The organism is Streptomyces malachitofuscus (assembly GCF_055571035.1).
The window spans coordinates 18,654-39,608 of the sequence record NZ_JBVIGA010000038.1; the positions used below are offsets into that span (position 1 = coordinate 18,654).

General features: G+C 76.5%; 1 protein-coding gene and 1 pseudogene. Both read left to right on the forward strand.

Annotated elements, in window-relative coordinates; genetic code table 11:
* Positions 1-91: 91 nt before the first annotated feature.
* Entirely contained in the window at positions 92-10,057 is a 9,966-nt protein-coding gene (locus ACZ44S_RS36175) for a type I polyketide synthase (RefSeq protein WP_466937113.1), read from the forward strand.
* A 54-nt stretch (positions 10,058-10,111) separates the two neighbouring features.
* A pseudogene (locus ACZ44S_RS36180) lies at positions 10,112-20,929 on the forward strand (type I polyketide synthase); the annotation flags it as partial.
* Positions 20,930-20,955: the final 26 nt, after the last annotated feature.

The window sequence follows — 20,955 nt, forward strand, 5'->3', positions numbered from 1 at the left end:
GCGGCAGACGCGCCGCAGGCTCCGCGAGGTCGAGGACCGCGGCCGTGAGCCCATCGCCGTCGTCGCGATGAGCTGCCGGTTCCCCGGCGGCATCCGCACCCCCGAGGACCTGTGGCGGCTGGTCGACGAGGGCGGCGACGCCATCGGACCACTGCCCGAGGACCGCGGCTGGGACATCGCCGACCGCTACGACCCCGACCCGGACCGGCCCGGCACGTTCTCCACGCGCGAGGGCGGCTTCCTCGAGGACGCCGCCTCCTTCGACGCCGCGTTCTTCGGCATGAGCCCGCGCGAGGCGCTGGCCACCGACCCGCAGCAGCGCATCCTGCTGGAGGCGTCCTGGGAACTGCTGGAGCGCGCCGGGATCAGGCCTGCCACCCTGCGCGGCAGCGCCACCGGTGTCTTCGTCGGCGCCGCAAGCTCCGGCTACGGGCAGGGCCCGGTCGAGGTGCCCGAGGACGTGCACGGCCTGATGCTCGCCGGGAACGCCACCTCCGTGGCCTCCGGCCGCATCTCCTACGTCCTCGGCCTCGAGGGCCCCACCGTCACCGTCGACACCGCCTGCTCCTCCTCGCTGGTGGCCCTGCACTGGGCGGTGCAGGCGCTGCGCGCGGGGGAGTGCGATCTCGCACTGGCGGGCGGCGTGGCGGTGATGGCCACGCCGGGCTTGCTGTTCGAGTTCAGCCGGCAGCGCGGACTGGCGCCCGACGGCCGGTGCAAGGCGTTCGCCGACGCCGCCGACGGCACCGGCTGGTCCGAGGGCGTCGGCCTGCTCCTGGTGGAACGGCTCTCCGACGCCCGCCGCAACGGGCACCCCGTGCTGGCCGTGGTCCGCGGCTCCGCCGTCAACTCCGACGGCGCCTCCAACGGCCTGACCGCCCCCAACGGGCCCGCCCAGCAGCGGGTCATCGAACAGGCCCTCGCCAACGCCGGGATCACCGCCGACGGCGTCGACGCCGTCGAGGCGCACGGCACCGGCACCACCCTCGGCGACCCCATCGAGGCCCAGGCGCTCCTCGCCACCTACGGCCGCGCCAAGGACGCCGAGCACCCCCTCTTCCTCGGCTCCCTCAAGTCCAACCTCGGCCACACCCAGGCCGCCGCGGGAGTCGCCGGCGTCATCAAGACCGTCATGGCGCTCCGGCACGGCCGGCTGCCGCGCACCCTTCACGTCGACACGCCGTCCCGGCACGTCGACTGGGAGGCCGGCCATGTCCGGCTGCTCACCGAGCCGGTCGACTGGCCCGCCACCGAGGGCCGGCCGCGCCGCGCCGCCGTCTCCTCCTTCGGCATCAGCGGCACCAACGCGCACACCGTCCTCGAAGCCGCCCCCGACGAGCCCGCCGACGCGGACCCGGCCCCCGCCACCCCCGCACGACTGCCGCTCGCCCCCTGGCTGCTGTCCGCGCGCGGCGCCGAGGCCCTGCGCGGCCAGGCGGCCCGCCTCCTCGACCACGTCGACGCGCACCCCGGCGACGACCCGCACGTCACCGCGCGATCGCTCGCCACCACCCGGCAGGCGTTCGAGCACCGCGCCGTCGTCCTCGCCGAGGACACCGCCACGGCCCGCGACGCCCTCGCCGCGCTCGCCGCGGGCGAGGAGCACCCGGCCGTCGTCACCGGCCGCACCCTGCGCGGCGCCACCGCGTTCCTGTTCTCCGGGCAGGGCGCCCAGCGTCCCGGCATGGGCCGCGACCTGTACGCCGCGTTCCCCGCCTTCGCCCGCGCCTTCGACGAGGTCTGCGCCCACCTCGATCCCGAGCTCGGCCTCTCCCTCAAGGACACCGTCCTGGACGCCGGCCCGGACGACGAGGCACTGCGCGGGACCGGCCTCGCCCAGCCCGCCCTGTTCGCGTTCGAGGTCGCCCTGTTCCGGCTCCTTCAGTCGTGGGGCATCACACCGAAGTACGTCCTCGGCCACTCCCTGGGCGAGTTGTCCGCCGCCCATGTCGCCGGCGTGTGGTCGCTGCCCGACGCCTGCCGCCTGGTCGCCGCCCGCGGCCGGCTCATGCAGGCGCTGCCCGAGGGCGGCGCCATGGCCGCCGTGGACGCCGCCGAGGACGAGGTGACCGCGCTGCTGGCCGCGCACGGCGACGCCGTGGCCGTCGCCGCCGTCAACGGACCGCGCGCCACGGTGATCTCCGGCGACGCCGCCGCCGTCGAGGCCGTCGCCGCCGAGCTCGGCGCCCGCGGCCGCACCGTCCGCAGGCTGCGCGTCTCGCACGCCTTCCACTCGGCGCACATGGACGCCGTCCTGGACGACTTCCGCGCGGTCGCCGAGACCGTCACCGCACATCCGCCGCGCCTGACCGTCGTCTCCAACCTCACCGGCCGCCCCGCGACCGCCGAGGAACTGGCCTCCGCCGACTACTGGGTGCGCCACCTGCGCCACCAGGTCCGCTTCGCCGACGGCGTCGACTGGCTCGCCACCCACGGCGTCACCCGCTTCCTGGAAGTCGGACCCGACGCCGCCCTCACCGCACCGGCCCGCACCTGCCTGCCCGACGACACCGCCGGCCGGGTGTGCGTGCCGCTGCTGCGCCGCGACCGCCCCGAGGCCGCCACCCTCCTCGCCGGTGTCGCCGCCGCCCACGCCCACGGCGTGTCCGTCGACCTCGACGCCCTGCTGGGCGCCGACCCCGCAGGCCCGCGCATCGCCCTGCCCACCTACGCCTTCACCCGGGAGCGCTACTGGCTGCGCCCCGCCGCGGCCGCCGCCGACGTCGGCGGGGCGGGACTGACCGCCACCGGGCACCCGCTGCTCGGCGCCGTCGTCAGGGTCGCCGACGACGACCGGGTCCTGCTCACCGGCCGGCTGTCCACGCGCACCCAGCCGTGGCTCGCCGACCACACCGTCTCCGGTGCCGTCCTGCTGCCCGGCACCGCGTTCGTCGAACTCGTGCTGCGCGCCGGGGACGAGGTGGGCTGCGGCCTCCTCGACGACCTGACCCTTCAGGCACCGCTCGTCCTCCCGGACGACGGCGGCATCCAGCTCCAGATCGCCCTCGGCGCGCCCGACCCCTCCGGCCGCCGCCCGGTCACCGTCCACGCCCGGCCCGACGCCGACGACGACAGCCCCTGGACCCGGCACGCCACCGCCGTCCTCGCCTCCGCGCCCGCCGAGCCCGGGACCGGTCTCACCGCCTGGCCGCCGGCCGACGCCCGGCCGGTCCCCCTCGACGGCCTCTACCCGGCCCTGGCCGACCGGGGCTACCAGTACGGCCCCGTCTTCCAGGGCCTGCGTGCCGTCTGGCGCTCCGGCGACACCTGGTACGCCGAGATCGCGCTCCCCGAGGACCAGCACCGCGACGCCGCCCGCTACGGACTGCACCCCGCCCTCCTCGACGCCGCCCTGCACGCCCAGCTGGCCGGTGACGACACGGACGGCGACGGCGAGGCCCGCGGCACGGGGCTGCCGTTCGCGTTCGGCGACGTCGCCCTGCACGCCGTCGGCGCCACCGAACTGCGCGTCCGTCTCGACCGCGGCCCCTCCGGCTCCGTACGCCTCACGCTCGCCGACGGCACCGGACAGCCCGTCGCCACCGTCGGATCCCTGGTCAGCCGTCCCGTCGCCGACGGAGCCCTGCAGACGGCCCGCCCCACCGACGCAGCCCTGTACGCGGTCCGCTGGACCGGCGCCGAACTCCCCGACGCGCCGGACACCGACGGCTGGCGGCTCGCCGGTCAGGACCCCGCCGACGGCCTGGTGCCCGCGTGGCCCGCGCTCGGCACCGGTGCGACCCCCTGTGCCGCCGCCGTCGTGCCGTACGCCTCACGGCCCGGGGAGCGGCCCGCCGACGTGGCGGCCCGTGCCCTGGCCGACCTCCAGGCCCTGCTGAGCGACCCGCGCACCCAGGACGCGCCGCTCGTCGTCGTGACGCGCGGCGCCGTCGCCGCCGACGGCGAGGACGTCACGGACCTGCCCGCCGCCGCCGCGTGGGGCCTGGTGCGCGCCGCCCAGACCGAGAACCCCGGCCGTCTCGTCCTCGCCGACGTGGACGACACCGAGGCGTCACGCGCCGTGCTCGCCGCGGCCGTCACCGCGGGAGCACCCCAACTCGTGCTCCGAGAGGGCCGGTTGCTGACGCCGACGCTCGCCCGCACGCCCGCCGCCCCCGGCGCGCCCGCCTGGGACACCGACGGCACCGTCCTGATCACCGGCGGCACCGGCGCACTCGGCGCGCTGGTCGCCCGCCACCTGGTCACCACGCACGGCGTACGCTCGCTGCTGCTGCTCTCCCGCCGCGGCAGCGACGCCCCGGGCGCCGACGGCCTGGCGGCCGAACTCACCGCCCGAGGCGCCGCCGTACGCATCGAGGCGTGCGACGCGACCGACCCCGACGCCCTCGCCGCCGCCCTGGCCACGGTGCCCGCCGACCGGCCGCTGCGTGCCGTCGTGCACACCGCGGGCGTCCTCGACGACGGCGTCCTCGGCTCCCTCACCCCCGAGCGGCTCGCCGCCGTGCTGCGTGCCAAGGCGGACACCGCGCTCGCCCTGCACACCGCGACCCGCGACGCCGGCCTCACCGCCTTCGTGCTGTTCTCCTCCGCCTCCGGCCTGCTCGGAGGCGCCGGGCAGGCCAACTACGCGGCCGCCAACACCGTCCTGGACGCCCTGGCCCAGCACCGGCGGGCCACGGGCCTGCCCGCCACCTCCCTCGCCTGGACCCTGTGGGACCACGACGCCGGCATGACCGGCGGACTCGGCGAGGACGACCGCCGCCGCATCGCCGCCTCCGGACTGCCCGCCCTCGACCCGGCACGGGCCCTGGACCTGCTCGACGAGGCCCTCGCCACCGGCGAGCCGCTCCTCGCGCCGCTGCGCACCGACCCCGCCGCCCTGCGCGCGGCGGCCTCCGCCGGACGGCTGCCCGCCCTGCTGCACGGCCTCGTCCCCGCGCCCGCCCGCCGCGCCGCCCGCGCCGCCGGCACCGACGCCTCCGCCCTCGGCCGCCGGCTGGCCGGCCTGACCGCGCCCGAACAGGAGCGACTGCTGCTGGAACTGGTGCGCCGGCACGCCGCCGTCGCCCTCGGACACGGCTCGTCCGGCGCCGTCGACGGCGAACAGTCCTTCAAGGACCTCGGGTTCGACTCCCTCACCTCCGTCGACCTGCGCAACCGGCTCAACGCCGAGACCGGGCTGCGGCTGCCCGCCACCCTCGTCTTCGACCACCCCCGGCCCAGCGCCCTCGCCCGCCATCTCGCGAGGCAACTCGCCGGATCGACCGAGCAGTTCACCGCCACCACGGTCGCCTCCGACGCGGACGACCCGGTCGTCGTGGTCGGCATGGCCTGCCAGTACCCCGGCGGCGTCACCTCCCCGGAGGAGCTGTGGCGGTTCGTCTCCGAGGGCGGCGACGCCATCGGCGCCTTCCCCACCGACCGGGGCTGGGACCTCGACCGGCTGGCCGGTCTGGAGGCCGGATTCCTCCACGGGGCCACCCACTTCGACGCCTCCCTCTTCGGCATCGCGCCCCGTGAGGCCCTCGCCATGGACCCCCAGCAGCGGCTGCTGCTGGAGACCTCGTGGGAGACCTTCGAACGCGCCGGGATCGACCCGCTGTCCCTGCGCGGCAGCGACACCGGCGTCTACGTCGGCGCCATGGGCTCCGGCTACGCCTCCGGACTGGCCGACATCCCCGAGGGCATGGAGGGCTACATCGGGCTCGGCGTCTCCGGCAGCGTCATCTCCGGCCGCGTCGCCTACACCTTCGGCCTGGAGGGGCCGACGATGACCGTCGACACGGCCTGCTCCTCCGCGCTGGTCGCCCTGCACCTCGCCGCCCACGCGCTGCGGCAGGGCGAGTGCTCGATGGCCCTGGCCGGCGGCGTCACCGTGATGGCCACCCCCGGCACCTACACCGAGTTCACCGCACAGAACGGCCTGGCCGCCGACGGCCGGTGCAAGGCCTTCGCCGCCTCCGCCGACGGCACCAGCTTCTCCGAGGGCGTCGGCATGCTCCTGCTGGAACGCCTCTCCGACGCCCGCCGCAACCACCACCCCGTCCTCGCCGTCGTCCGCGGCTCCGCCACCAACCAGGACGGCGCGTCCAACGGACTGACCGCGCCCAACGGTCCCTCCCAGGAACGCGTCATCCGGCAGGCCCTCGCCTCCGCCGGCCTGTCGCCGGCGGACGTCGACGCCGTCGAGGCGCACGGCACCGGCACCACCCTCGGCGACCCCATCGAAGCGCAAGCCCTGTTCGCCACCTACGGCAGCGAACGGCCCGACGGGCAGCCCCTGTTGCTGGGCTCCGCCAAGTCCAACTTCGGGCACACCCAGGCGGCCGCCGGAGCGGCCGGCGTGATCAAGATGATCATGGCGATGCGCCACGGTGAACTGCCCCGCACCCTGCACGTCGACGCGCCCTCCCCGCACATCGACTGGTCCAGCGGCACCATCGACCTGCTCACCGAGGCCCGCCCCTGGCCCGCCCGGGACGGCCGCCCGCGCCGGGCCGGCATCTCCTCCTTCGGCATCAGCGGCAGCAACGCCCACGTCGTCCTGGAGGAACCGCCCGGCGACGGAGCCGCCCCCGAACGGCCGGCGCCCGCCGCCGTACCGCGCGTGCACCCCGTCTCCGGACACACCCCCGAGGCGCTGCGCGCCCAGGCCGCCCGCCTGCGCACCCACGTCCTCCAGCACGACGACGACGCCCGCGACCTGGCGCACAGCCTCACCACCGTCCGCCACCCGCACACGCACCGGGCCGCCGTCGTCGCGGCCGACCGGGACGAACTGCTCGCCGGACTCGCCGCCGTGGCCGCCGGCGAACCGGCCCCGCACGTCACCACCGGCACCGCCGACGGCGGCGGGCTCGCCGTCCTGTTCAGCGGCCAGGGCGCCCAGCACCCCGGCATGGGCCGCGCCCTGTACGCCGCGCAGCCCGTCTTCGCCGACACCTTCGACACCGTCTGCGCCGAACTCGACCGGCACCTCGACGGACCGCCGCTGCGCGACGTGGTCTTCGCCGACGAGGGCACCGCCGAGGCCGCGCTGCTGGACCGCACCGCCCACACCCAGGCCGCCCTCTTCGCGTTCGGCACCGCCGCCCACGCCCTCGCCACGTCGTGGGGTGTCCGCGCCGACGTGCTCGGCGGTCACTCCATCGGCGAGCTGACCGCCGCGCACGCCGCCGGGGTCTTCGGCCTCGCCGACGCCTGCGCCCTCGTCGCCGCCCGCGGCCGGCTCATGCAGAACCTGCCCGAGGGCGGCGCCATGACCGCCCTGGAGGCCACCGAGGAGGAGGTGCTGCCCCTGCTCGACGGCGGCGCCGGACGCGTCGCGATCGCCGCCGTCAACGGGCCCGCGTCCGTCGTGGTCTCCGGTGAGCGGGAAGCGGTGGAGGCCGTCGCCCGCGAGTTCGCCGGGCGCGGCCGCAAGACCCGTCGCCTGCGCGTCAGCCACGCCTTCCACTCGCCCCTGATGGACGCCATGCTCGACGACTTCCGCGCCGTCGCCTCCCGCGTCGGCTACGACGCCCCGACGGTACCGGTCCTGTCCAATCTCACCGGAGCCCTCGCCACCGGCGACGACCTCGTCACCGCCGACTACTGGGTCCGCCACGTGCGCCAGGCCGTCCGTTTCGCCGACGGAGTCCGCGCACTGGAGACCGCGGGCGTCACCCACTGCCTCGAACTCGGCCCCGACGCCACCCTCACCACCCTCGTCCTGGACGGCGTCACCGACCCCGCCGCGGTCACCGCCGTGCCCCTGCTGCGGCGCGACACCGCCGAGGACCGGTCCGCGCTGCTCGCCGCCGCCGAACTCCACGTCCACGGCCGCGCCGACGTCCCCGCCGCACCCGCCGACACCGGGGCGCGCGCCGTGCCCCTGCCGACCTACGCCTTCCAGCGGGAGCGCTTCTGGCTGGAGCCCTCGGCGGCGCCCACCGGGTCAGGCGAGGACTCGGCGTTCTGGGACCTCGTCGAGGCTGCCGACCCCGCCGCGCTCGCCGCACGGCTCGCCGTCGATCCGGACGCCCCGCTCAGCGCCGTACTGCCCGCCCTGGCCGCCTGGCGGGGCGAGGACCGCAGGCGGGAGGAGATCCAGGGCTGGGAACACCGCGTGGTGTGGCGGTCGGCCGCGGAGGGCGGCCCGGCCGCGCTCGACGGCACCTGGCTCCTCGCCGTCCCCAGCCGGCTCGTCGGCGGCACCTGGGCGTGCTCCGTCGCCGACGCCCTCGCCGTCCACGGCGCACACGTCCGCGTCCTGCCCGTCGACTGCGGCGCCGCGGACCGCGCCGACCTGACCACCGCCCTCACCGACCTGCGCCGCGAGGGAGACCCGGCCTGGGCGGGCGTGCTGTCCCTGCTCGCCGTCGACACCGATCCGCTGCCCGCGCACCCGGCCGTCCCCGCCGGACTGGCCGCCACCACCGCCCTCCTCCAGGCGCTCGCCGACGGAGCCGCGGGAGCGGACCCGGCCCGCCTGTGGGCGCTCACCGCGGGCGCCGTCGGCGCTCTCGGCACCGAGGCACCCGCCGTACCCGAGCAGGCCGCCGTCTGGGGACTGGGCCGCACCGCGGCCCTCGAACACCCCCAGCTGTGGGGCGGCCTGGTGGACCTGCCCGCCGGCACCGCCACCGCCCTCGCCCCCGACGTTGCCCGCCGCCTGGCCGCCGCCCTCACCGGCACCGCGGACGAGGACCAGATCGCCGTCCGCCCCGCGGGCACCTTCCTGCGCCGCCTCGAACACGCCCCTCCCGGCGCGCCGACGACGGACGGCCCCGACTGGACCGGCACCGTCCTGCTCACCGGCGCCACCGGCGCACTCGGCCTGCGCACCGCCGCCTGGCTCGCCGGGCGCGGCGCCACCCGCATCGTGGCCGTGAGCCGTTCGGGCGCGGGCTCCGACGGCGCCGCCCGCCTCAAGGACGCCCTCGCCGACACCGGCACCGAACTCGTCCTGGCCGCCTGCGACACCGCCGACCGGGACGCGCTGGCCGCGCTCCTCGCCGAGCACCCCGTCGACGCGGTGGTGCACACCGCGGGCGTCCTCGACGACCGGCTCCTGGACGGCATGGACACCGCGGCACTCGACCGCGTCCTGCGGCCCAAGCTGGCCGCCGCCCGCAACCTCGACGAACTCACCCGCGACCGCGACCTCACCGCGTTCGTCCTGTACTCGTCGGTCTCCGGCACCCTCGGCACCATAGGGCAGGCCAACTACGCGGCCGCCAACGCCTTCCTGGACGCCCTGGCCGAGGCCCGCCGCGCCGCCGGACTGCCCGCCACCTCCGTGGCCTGGGGCCCCTGGGACGGCGGCGGCATGGCCACCGCCGACACCGGCACCGAGAACCGGATGCGCCGCGGCGGCATCAACCCGCTCGACCCCGCGAAGGCCGCCGACGCCCTCCGCCGGGCCACCGCCCGCACCGACGCCGTCCTCGCCGTCGCCGACATCGACTGGGCCCGCTTCGCGCCCGGCTTCACCACCTCCCGGCCCAGCCCGCTGCTCTCCGGCCTCCCCGAAGTACGCGACCTGCCCGCCACGCGCCCCGAGGCGGCCGCGGGCGCCGCGGAAGCCCTGCGCGAGCGGCTCGCCGGACAGTCCGCCGCCGAACGCGAACGCACCCTGACCGCGCTCGTCCGCACCGAGGCCGCCGCCGTCCTCGGCCACACCGGCACCGACCGGGTCGGCGCCACCACCGCCTTCAACGCGCTCGGCTTCGACTCCCTCATGGCCGTCGAACTGCGCAACCGCATCGGCGCCGCCACCGGACTCGCCCTGCCGGCCACCCTGCTGTTCGACCAGCCGAGCGCCACCGCCCTCGCCGGGTACCTGCGCGACCGGCTCACCGAGGACACCGACACGGCCGCCGCCGTTCTCGCCGGGCTCGACTCCCTGGAGGCGGCCCTCGACGGGCTGCCCGAGGACGACGCCCGCCGCGACCGCATCGGCGCCCGCCTCCAGACGCTCCTCGGCCGGCTCGGCACCACCACCACCGTCGTCCCCGCGCCCGCCGACGGCGGCGACGACGTGGGCGACCGGATCCGGTCCGCCGGCGCGGACGAGATCTTCGACTTCATCGAGAACGACCTCGGCATCTCCTGACGCACGGCCACGGGACCTGAGAACGGGTGAGAACACATGACCGATGAGGACAAGCTCCTCGGCTACCTGAAGAAGGTCACGGCCGACCTCCACCAGACGCGGCAGCGTCTGGCCGCGGCCGAGGCCCACCGGCACGAACCCATGGCGATCGTCGCGATGGGCTGCCGCTTCCCCGGAGGCGTCACCGGCCCCGACGACCTCTGGCGGCTGCTCGACGAGGGCACCGACGCCATGACCGAGTGGCCGCGCGACCGCGGCTGGGACACCGACGCCCTGTACGACCCGACGCCCGGCACCCCCGGCCGCAGCTACACCCGCACCGGCGGATTCATCGACCGCGTCGGAGACTTCGACGCCGGGTTCTTCGGCATCTCACCGCGCGAGGCCGTCGGCACCGACCCGCAGCAGCGCATCCTCCTGGAGATCTGCTGGGAGGCCCTGGAGCGCGCCGGCATCGACCCGCTGTCCCTGCGCGGCAGCCGCACCGGCGTGTTCACCGGCACCAACCTCCAGGACTACACGACCCTGCTCAGCCACTCCGACAACGCGGGCGACGACGGCGTCGGCAACGCGCCCAGCGTCCTGTCCGGCCGCATCTCCTACACCCTCGGCCTGGAGGGCCCGGCCGTCTCCGTCGACACCGCCTGCTCCTCCTCCCTGGTCACCCTGCATCTGGCGGCCCAGGCCCTGCGCGCGGGGGAGTGCGACCTCGCCCTCGCCGGCGGCGTGACGGTCATGTCGACGCCCACCGTCTTCCTGGAGTTCAGCCGCCAGCGCGGTCTGTCGCCCGACGGCCGCTGCCGCGCCTTCGCCGACGCCGCCGACGGCACCGCGTGGGGCGAGGGCGCCGGCGTCCTCGTCGTCGAGCGGCTCTCCGACGCCCGCCGCAACGGCCACCCCGTCCTCGCCGTGCTGCGCGGCTCCGCGGTCAACCAGGACGGCGCGTCCAACGGCCTGACCGCGCCCAACGGACCCTCCCAGGAACGGGTCATCTGGCAGGCCCTGAAGTCCGCCCGGCTCGCCCCCGCCGACGTCGACGCCGTCGAGGCGCACGGCACCGGCACCACCCTCGGCGACCCCATCGAGGCCCAGGCCCTCCTCGCCACCTACGGCCAGGACCGGCCCGCCGACCGCCCGCTGCTGCTCGGGTCCGTGAAGTCGAACATCGGCCACACCCAGGCCGCCGCCGGAGTCGCCGGCGTCATCAAGACCGTGCTCGCCCTGCGCGAGGGACGGCTGCCCGCCACCCTCCACGTCGACCGGCCCAGCCACCACGTCGACTGGTCCGCCGGACACGTCGAACTGCTCACGGAGTCCCGCTCCTGGCCCGGCACCGGCGACCGGCCGCGCCGCGCGGGCGTGTCCTCCTTCGGCGTCAGCGGCACCAACGCCCACGTCATCCTCGAACAGGCCCCGCAGCCCGAGCACGACGACACCGCCGAACCCGCCGACGACACGCCCCGCCCCCGCGCCTTCACCGTCTCCGGCCGCACCGCCGCCGCGCTGCGGGCCCAGGCCGGCCGCCTCGCCGCCCACCTCCGCGCCGCCCCCGACGGCACACCGCGCCCCGCCGACCTCGCCTGGTCCCTCGCGGCCACCCGCCCCGCCCTCGAACACCGTGCGGCCGTCGTCGCCCCCGACCTCGACGTGCTGGTGCGCGGACTGACCGCGCTGGCCGACGGCACCCCCGACCCGGCGGTGGTGCGCGGCGTCGCCGACACCGAGGGCGACCCGGTGTTCCTCTTCCCCGGCCAGGGCCCCCAGTGGGAGGGCATGGCCGTCGAACTGCACGCCGCCGACGCCCGGTTCCGCGCCCACTTCGACGAAGCGGCCGCCGCCGTCGAGGCGTTCACCGACTACCGCGTCCTCGACGTCCTGCGGGGCACGCCCGGCGCCCCGCCGCTGGAGCGCCTCGACGTCGTCCAGCCCACCCTGTTCGTCGTCTGCGTCGCCCTCGCCCGCCTGTGGATGGCCTGCGGGATCCGCCCCGCCGCCGTCGCGGGACAGAGCCAGGGCGAGATCGCCGCCGCGCACATCGCCGGCGTCCTCACCCTCGAGGACGCGGCCCGCGTCGTCGTCACCCGCTCCCGCGAACTGACCGCCGTCACCGGCCGCGGCGGCATGGTCGCCGTCCCCCTGCCGCTCGCCGAGGTCGAGGCTCTCCTCGCCCCCTACGAGGGCCGCATCTCCGTCGGCTCCGTCACCGGCCCGCGCTCCGTCACCGTCTCCGGAGACGCCGCACCACTCGCCGAACTCCTCACCCGCCTCACCGCCGACGGCGTCCGGGCCCGCCGCGTCCCCGTGGACTACGCCTCCCACTGCGCCCAGGTGGAGGACGTCAAGGACGCCCTGCTCGCCGGGTTCGCGCCGGTCCGCCCGCGCCCCGCCGAGATCCCCTTCCACTCCACCGTCACCGGCGCCCGGGTCGAGGACACCACCACCCTCGACGCGGCCTACTGGTACGAGAACATCCGCCGCACCGTCCGCTTCGAAACCACCGTGCGCGGACTCGCCGACGCCGGACACCGTGTCTTCGTCGAGGCGGGCCCGCACCCCGTCGTCACCACGGCCGTCGACGACATCCTCGACGACCTCGGCATCACCGACGGAGCCGTCCTCGGCACCCTGCGCCGCTCCGAGGGCGGACCCGAACGGTTCCTCTCCTCCGTGGCCGCCCTCGCCGTGCGCGGCGGACCGGTCGACTGGGCCGCCGTCCACGACGAGCCCGCCCGCCGTGTCGACCTGCCCGTCTACGCCTTCCAACGCCGCCGCTACTGGCCCGGGTTCAGCACCGGCGATCCCTCCGGGGCCGCCCCCGCGGACACCGCAGACGCGCCCTTCTGGCAGGCCGTCGACTCCGGTGACCTCACCACCCTCGCCACGGCCCTCGGCCTCGACGAGGCCACCGTCGCCACCCTGGCCCCGGCCCTGGCCGACTACCGGCGCCGCAGCAACGACCACGCCACCGCCGACCGCTGGCGCTACCGCATCACCTGGTCCCCGCTCCCGGCCGACGACACCCCGTCCCTCGGCGGGCGGTGGGCCCTCGTCGTCCCCCGAGGCCACGAGAACGGCCCCGAAGCCGCCGCCGTACGCGACGCGCTGACCCGCGCCGGCGCGGAATGCCTCCCCGTCGTCGTCGACGCCCCCCTCGACCGGGCCGGCGCCGCCGCCGTACTGGCCGAAGCCGCCGCCGGTGCCCGCGGCCTGCTCTCCCTGCTGGCCCTGGACGACACCCCGCATCCCGGACACCCGCAGCTGCCCGCCGGGTTCGCCGCGACCGTCGCGCTGGTCCAGGCGCTGGACGACCTCAACGCCCGCCTCCCGGTGTGGTTCCTCACCCGGGGTGCCGTCGCCACCGGAACCGACACCGCCCCGGCGCACCCCGCCCAGGCCCTCGTCTGGGGCTTCGGACGCGTCGTCGCCCTGGAACAGGCCGCCTGCTGGGGAGGCCTGATCGACCTGCCCGAGCAGTGCGACCGGCGCGCCGCCGACCGCGTCGTCGCGGTCCTCGCCGGAACCGACCACGAGGACCAGGTCGCCGTCCGCGCCACCGGCACCCTCGGCCGCCGTCTGGAACGCGCCGCCGTCGGCGGGCTGCCCGCCCGCCGCCGGTGGACGCCGCACGGCACCGTCCTGGTCACCGGCGGCACCGGCGCCCTCGGCCGCCACGTCGCCCGCTGGCTCGCCCGCACGGGCGCCCCCCACCTCCTGCTGGTCAGCCGCTCCGGCCCCGACGCCGAAGGCGCCGCCGAACTGCTCGCCGAGCTCACGGCCGCCGGCGCCCGGGCCGACCTCGTCGCCTGCGACATCGCCGACCCGGCCGACCTCGCCGCCCTGCTGGCCGGCATCCCCGAGGACCGGCCCCTGAGCGCCGTCTTCCACACCGCCGCCGTCCTCGACGACGGCGTCATCGGCTCCCTCACCCCCGACCGCCTCGCCGAGGTCCTGCGGGTCAAGGTGGGCGGCGCCCTCAACCTCGACGCCGCCACCGCGGACCTGGACCTGTCCGCGTTCGTCCTCTTCTCCTCGTCCTCCGGCGTCTTCGGCAGCTCAGGACACGGCAACTACGCCCCCGGCAACGCCTACCTCGACGCGCTCGCCGAGCACCGCCGCGCCCGCGGCCTGCCCGCCACGGCCGTCGCCTGGAGCGGCTGGGCCGATGGCGGCATGGCCTCCGGCACCGTCGGCGAACGCCTCCAGCGCCACGGCGTCCGCCTCATGGACCCCGCCGTCGCCGTCACCGCCCTCCAGGACGCCCTCGACCAGGACGACACCACCCTCGTCGTCACCGACATCGACTGGGAGGTCTTCGGCGCCGAACTCGACAAGGGACGCCCCCGCCGCCTCTACACGGGGCTCCCGGACCTCGAACGGCTGCGCGCCCGCCGAGCCGCCCAGGGCACCGGTGACGAGGACGACGACATCCTCGCGGCCATCACCGCCCTCGGCGAGGCGGACCGGCGCCACGCCCTCCTGGAACTGGTCCGCGCCCACATCGCCTACGTCCTCAACCATCCCGGTCCCGAGGACGTCGAACCGGCCCGCGCCTTCCGCGAGCTCGGCTTCGACTCCCTCACCGCCGTCGAACTGCGCAACACCCTCGGCGAGGCGACCGGCATGCGGCTGCCCGCGACCCTCGTCTACGACTACCCGACACCCGCCGCCCTCGCCGAACACCTCAGTGAACGCCTGGCCCCGGCGTCCCCGGCCACATCCGCCGACACCGACACCGCGACCCGGCACCACACGTCCGAGGATCCCGTCGTCATCGTCGGCATGGCGTGCCGCTTCCCCGGTGACGGCGACAGCGGTGACGCCGACACCCCCGAGCGGTTCTGGCGGCTCCTGGCCGACGGCGCCGACGCCATGGGTCCCTTCCCCGAGGACCGCGACTGGGACGTCGCGGCCCTCTACGACCCCGAACCCGGCCGTGCGGGCCGTACCTCCACCCGCACCGGAGGCTTCCTCGACGGCTTCGCCGACTTCGACCCCGGCGTCTTCAACATCTCGCCCCGTGAGGCGGTGGCGATGGATCCGCAGCAGCGTCTGCTGCTGGAGATGGCCTGGGAGACCTTCGAGCGGGCGGGCGTCGACCCGCGCACCCTGCGCGGCAGCCGCACGGGCGTCTTCGCCGGCACCAACTACCAGGACTACACGTCCCGTCCGATCGCCCCGGGCGACGACGTCGGCGCCCACCTCGGCACCGGCAACTCCGCCGCCGTCCTGTCGGGACGCATGTCCTACACCTTCGGCCTGGAGGGCCCGGCGGTCACCGTCGACACCGCCTGCTCGTCGTCCCTGGTCGCCCTCCACCTCGCCGTGCAGGCCCTGCGCGCGGGCGAGTGCGACCTCGCCCTCGCCGGCGGCGTCACGGTGATGTCGACCCCCGGTCTGTTCGTGGACTTCAGCCGTCAGCAGGGGCTGGCGGCGGACGGGCGGTGCAAGGCGTTCGCGGACGCGGCGGACGGTACGGGCTTCTCCGAGGGCGGTGGTCTGCTACTGGTGGAGCGGCTGTCGGACGCGCGGCGCAACGGGCACCCGGTGCTCGCGGTGGTGCGGGGTTCGGCGGTCAACCAGGACGGTGCGTCCAACGGGCTGAGCGCGCCCAACGGTCCGTCGCAGCAGCGGGTCATCCGGGCCGCCCTGGCCGATGCGGGGGTGGCTGCCGGTGAGGTGGACGCCGTGGAGGCCCACGGGACCGGTACACGGCTGGGTGACCCGATCGAGGCGCAGGCACTGCTGGCCACCTACGGCCAGGGGCGTACGGCCGACCGGCCGTTGTGGCTGGGGTCGGTCAAGTCGAACGTCGGTCACACGCAGGCGGGTGCCGGTGTGGCGGGCGTGATGAAGATGGTGCTGGCGATGCGGCACGGCGTGCTGCCGGCCACCCTGCACGTCGACCGGCCGTCCTCGCACGTGGACTGGGGTCAGGGCGCGGTGGAGCTGCTGACCGAGGCCCGGGAATGGCCGGGGACGGGGGAGCGCCCCCGGCGCGCCGGTGTGTCGTCGTTCGGCATCAGCGGCACCAACGCGCACGTCGTGCTGGAGGCCGTACCCGAGGAGGAGACGCCGGAGGCGGAGCCGCAGGCGTGGGCGGGACCGGTGCCCTGGGTCCTGTCCGCCCGCAGCCGTGACGCCCTGCGCGCCCAGGCCGCCCGGCTCCTCGACCACATCACCGCGCACCCCGGGGTGCGGCCGGCCGACACCGCGCTGGCCCTGGCGACCACCCGGACGCCGTTCCCCCACCGGGCCGTGCTCGTCGGCACCGGACACGAGGAGTTCACCGACGGGCTGCGGGCGCTGGCCGACGGTGCCCCGCTGCCCGGCACCGTCACCGGCACCGCCCGCTCCGGCGGCCGGACGGCGTTCCTGTTCACCGGACAGGGCGCCCAGCGGCCCGGCATGGGACGCGACCTGCACGCCGCCTTCCCGGCGTTCGCGGAGGCCTTCGACGCCGTGTGCGAGCGGATCCCCGGACTGCGCGAGGCGGTGCACGGTGACGACACCGACGCGCTGAACCGCACCGATCACGCCCAGCCGGCGCTGTTCGCCTTCGAGGTGGCCCTCTACCGCCTGCTGGAGGCCTGGGGCCTGCGGCCCGACCTCGTCGCCGGGCACTCCGTCGGCGAGATCGCCGCCGCCCATGTGGCGGGCGTGTTCTCCCTCGACGACGCGTGCGCCCTGGTCGCCGCCCGCGGTCGGCTGATGCAGGTGCTCCCGCCCGGCGGCGCGATGGCGTCGATCCGGGCAGCCGAGGACGAGGTGCTGCCTCTGCTGGCGGGCCGCGAGCACGAAGCGGGCATCGCCGCCGTCAACGGCCCCCTCGCCACCGTCGTCTCCGGCACCGAGGCCGCCGTCGCGGAGATCTGCGACCACTTCGCGGCGGCCGGACGGCGCACCACCCGGCTGCGGGTCGGCCACGCCTTCCACTCACCGCTGATGGACCCGGTGCTCGACGACTTCCGCGCCGTCGCCGCCGGCATCTCCTACGCCGAGCCGACGCTGTCCCTGGTCTCCGGCCGGACCGGCGAGACCGCCACACCCGGCCTGCTCACCGACCCCGAGTACTGGGTACGGCACGTACGCGAACCGGTCCGGTTCCACGACTGCGTGGCACGGCTGTACGGTCTCGGCGCCCGCCGTTTCCTGGAGGTCGGCCCCGACGGCCCGCTCACCGCGCTCGCCGAGGCCGCCCTCGCCGAGCCGGAGCCGTCCGCGGCGGAGGAGCCGGTGTGCGTTCCGGCCGCCCTGCGCGACAAGCCGGAGACGGACCAGCTGCTGACGGCCGTCGGCACGCTCTTCGCGCACGGCGTCGCACCCGACTGGGCGGCACTCATGCCCGGCGCCCGCGTCGTGCCCCTGCCCACCTACGCCTTCCAACGGCGGCGCCACTGGCTGCCCACCGCGGCCTTCGCCGGCGACCCGGAGGCCGCCGGACTGCGCACCGCGGAGCACCCGTTCCTCGGCGCCGAGGTCATCCGGGCAGGCTCCGACGACCTGCTGTTCACCGGGCGGCTGTCGCTGCGCAGCCACCCCTGGCTCGCCGACCACACCGTCCTCGGCCAGGTCATCGTGCCCGCCACCGGCCACCTCGACCTGGCCGTGCACATCGGCGACCGTACCGGCTGCGGCCACCTGAGCGAACTCACCCTGCTCAGCCCGCTCGTCGTACCCGGCGAGGGCGCCGCCCTCATCCAGGTGGCCGTCGACGGCGCCGACGCCGACGGCCGCCGCGCCTTCACCGTGTGGTCCCGGCCCGAAGGGGACGACGGCCCCTGGCAGCGGCACGCCCAGGGCGTCCTGGCCCCGCAGGCGCCGCCCGCCCCGGCCGACGACCTGGCCGCCTGGCCCCCGCCGGGCGCCCGGACCGTCTCCGACGAGGACCCCTACCCGGCCTTCGCCGCCGCCGGATTCGACTACGGCCCCAGCTTCCGCGGCCTGGGCACCGTGTGGGAGCGCGACGACGAGGTGTACGCCGAGGTCACGCTGCCGGAGCCGTACCGGCAGGACGCCGCACGGCACGCGCTGCACCCGGCGCTGCTGGACGCGGCCGTGCAGGCGTTGCTGGTCCGCCGCCCGGGCGTGCGGGACGAGGAGGCCGCCGCGCCCATGCTGCCGTTCGCCTGGTCCGGACTGACCCTGCACGCCACCGGCGCGACCGCGCTGCGGGTGCGCCTCACCCCGGCGGGCCACGACCACGGCTTCCGGGTGCTGGTCACCGACACCACCGGCCGGCCCGTCGCCACCGCCGAGGCGATCACCCTGCGCACGGTGTCCGCCGCCCCGGCCGCCGGCACCGGCCGGCCCGAACTGCTGCGTCTCGACTGGCGGGAGAGCCGCCCGGCCCCGGGAACCCCGCGGCCGCGCGCGGTGCGCTGGATCGTCCTCGGCGAGGGCGACGACCGGGTGGCCGCCGCCCTGGACGCGGCGGGGGTCCACCTCGAGGCGTATGCCGACCTCGAGGCCCTCGGCAAGGCCGTCGACACCGGGATGACCATGCCCGACGTGGTCCTCGTCGCCCCCGAGCCGCAGCCCTCCGACGCCCACGCCGCCCTGCCCGAACGGGTCCGCGGCCGACTGGCCCGTGCCCACGAGCTGATGTGCGGCTGGCTCGCCGACGAGCGGTACGCCGACTCCCGGCTGGTGTTCGTCACCCGCGCGGCGGTCGACGCCGGGGACGCCGGGACCGACGCCACCGGTGCCGCCCTGTGGGGCCTGGTCCGCTCCGGCCAGGCCGAACACCCGGGCCGTTTCCAGCTGGTGGACCTGGCAGCCGACGTCGCGGACGACGGCGATGCCCTCGCCCTGCTCACGGCGGTATCCTCCGGACGCCCGCACGGCGCGGTTCGCGACGGCCGTGTCCTGCACCCCGACGCCGCGCCCGCCGAGGCCGGCGCCGCACCGGCCCTCGCCGACGGCACCGTGCTGATCACCGGCGCCACCGGCACCCTCGGCCGAGCGGTCGCCCGCCATCTCGTCACCCGGCACGGCGTACGCTCGCTGCTCCTGACCGGGCGGCGCGGACCCGCCGCCGACGGGGCCGACGCCCTTGTCGCCGAACTGACCGAACTGGGCGCCCATGTAGACCTGGAGGCCTGTGACATGGCCGAACGGGACGACGTGCAGCGGCTGTTGAATCGCCTGCCGGACGAACTGCCGCTGACCGGCGTCGTCCACGCGGCCGGCGTCACCGACGACGCCGTCCTCACCGCTCTCGACGGCGGGCGCTTCGACACCGTGCTGCGGCCCAAGGCCGACGGGGCCTGGCATCTGCACGAGCTCACCGTCGGCCGGCCACCCGCCGCGTTCGTGCTGTTCTCCTCCGCCGCGGGCACCTTCGGCGCCCCGGGGCAGGCCAACTACGCCGCAGCGAACGCCTTCCTCGACGGGCTCGCCGCCCTGCGGCACTCCCTCGGGCTGCCCGCCACCTCCGTCGCCTGGGGCCTGTGGAACGACGACAGCGGCATCACCGGCCGGCTGTCCCACGCCGACCGCGGCCGGCTGGCCCGCGGCGGACTGCGCCCCCTGGCCACCGAGGACGCCCTCGCCCTCCTGGACGAGGCGCTGGCCACGACCGACTCCGCGGTGATCGCCGTCGCCACCGGCTCCGGCCGCTCCGGCGTCCGGGCGATGCTGCGGCCCGCCGCCCCGGCGGTCACCCGCAGGACCGTGGCGGGCGCCGACCCGGACGCGGGAGCGTCCCTGCTCGCCGGACGCACCCCCGAAGAGGGCCGCGCCCTGCTGCTGGGCCTGGTGCGCGAACGGGCCGCGACCGTCCTCGGCCACGCCGGCCCCGACGAGGTGGAGCCCGACCGGCTCTTCACCGAGCAGGGCTTCGACTCCCTCACGGTGGTCGAACTGCGCAACCACCTCGCCATCGCCACCGGCCTGAAACTCGCCCCGACCCTGCTCTTCGACCACGCGACCCCCGAGGCGCTCGCCGCCCATCTGCACGGCAGGCTCGGTGACCGGGGCGCCCCGGACACCGGCCGGGGAGAAGCGGCACCGGCCGCCGCCGGGGCGCGCGCCGGGGACACCATCGGTGCCCTGTTCAAGCAGGCATGTCTGGACGGCCGGGTCGACGACGGCTTCACCCTGCTCCAGGCAGCGGCGGCACTGCGTCCCACCTTCGCCTCGCCGGACGAACTCACCGCCGTTCCCGGGGCGATCCGTCTCTCGGCCGGTGACACCGCCGCGCCGCTGGTCTGCTTCAGTTCCTACGTGGCCCTCGCCGGTGTCCACCAGTACGCCCGGTTCGCCTCCGCCTTCCGCGGCCGGCGCGACGTATGGGCCCTGCCGACCCAGGGCTTCGGCACCGGAGAGTCGCTGCCGGCCACCTTCGAGGCGGTCGCCGACCTGCACGCCGACGCGGTGCACCGCACCGTGGGCGACACCCCGGCGGTCCTGCTCGGATCGTCCTCCGGCGGCGTCCTCGCCCTGTCCACGGCCCGGCGGATGCAGGAACGCGGCGCCGCGCCCGCCGCCGTCGTCCTGCTCGACACCTACATGCCGCGGGCCGACTCCCCGTTCCTCCGGTTCTCCCAGCAGATGCTGGGCGGCATGTTCGACCGGGAGTCCATGTTCGCGCACATGGACTCCGACCGGCTCACCGCGATGAGCTGGTACGTGGCGATGATCGGTGAGTGGGAGCCGGGTCCGCTGGACTGCCCGGTCCTGCTCGTCCGCTCCACCGAGCCCCCGGTGCCCGCGGGTCCCGGCGAGGAGATGCGGCCCGAGGAGTGGCAGACGTCCTGGGACCGGGCGCACACCGTGCTCGACGTCCCCGGCAACCACTTCACCATGATGGAGGACCACGCCCGCTCCACCGCCGAGGCCACCCACGCCTGGCTCACCTCCCGGGGCGCCTGACCCGGGACCCCGCCCACGCCAAGGGC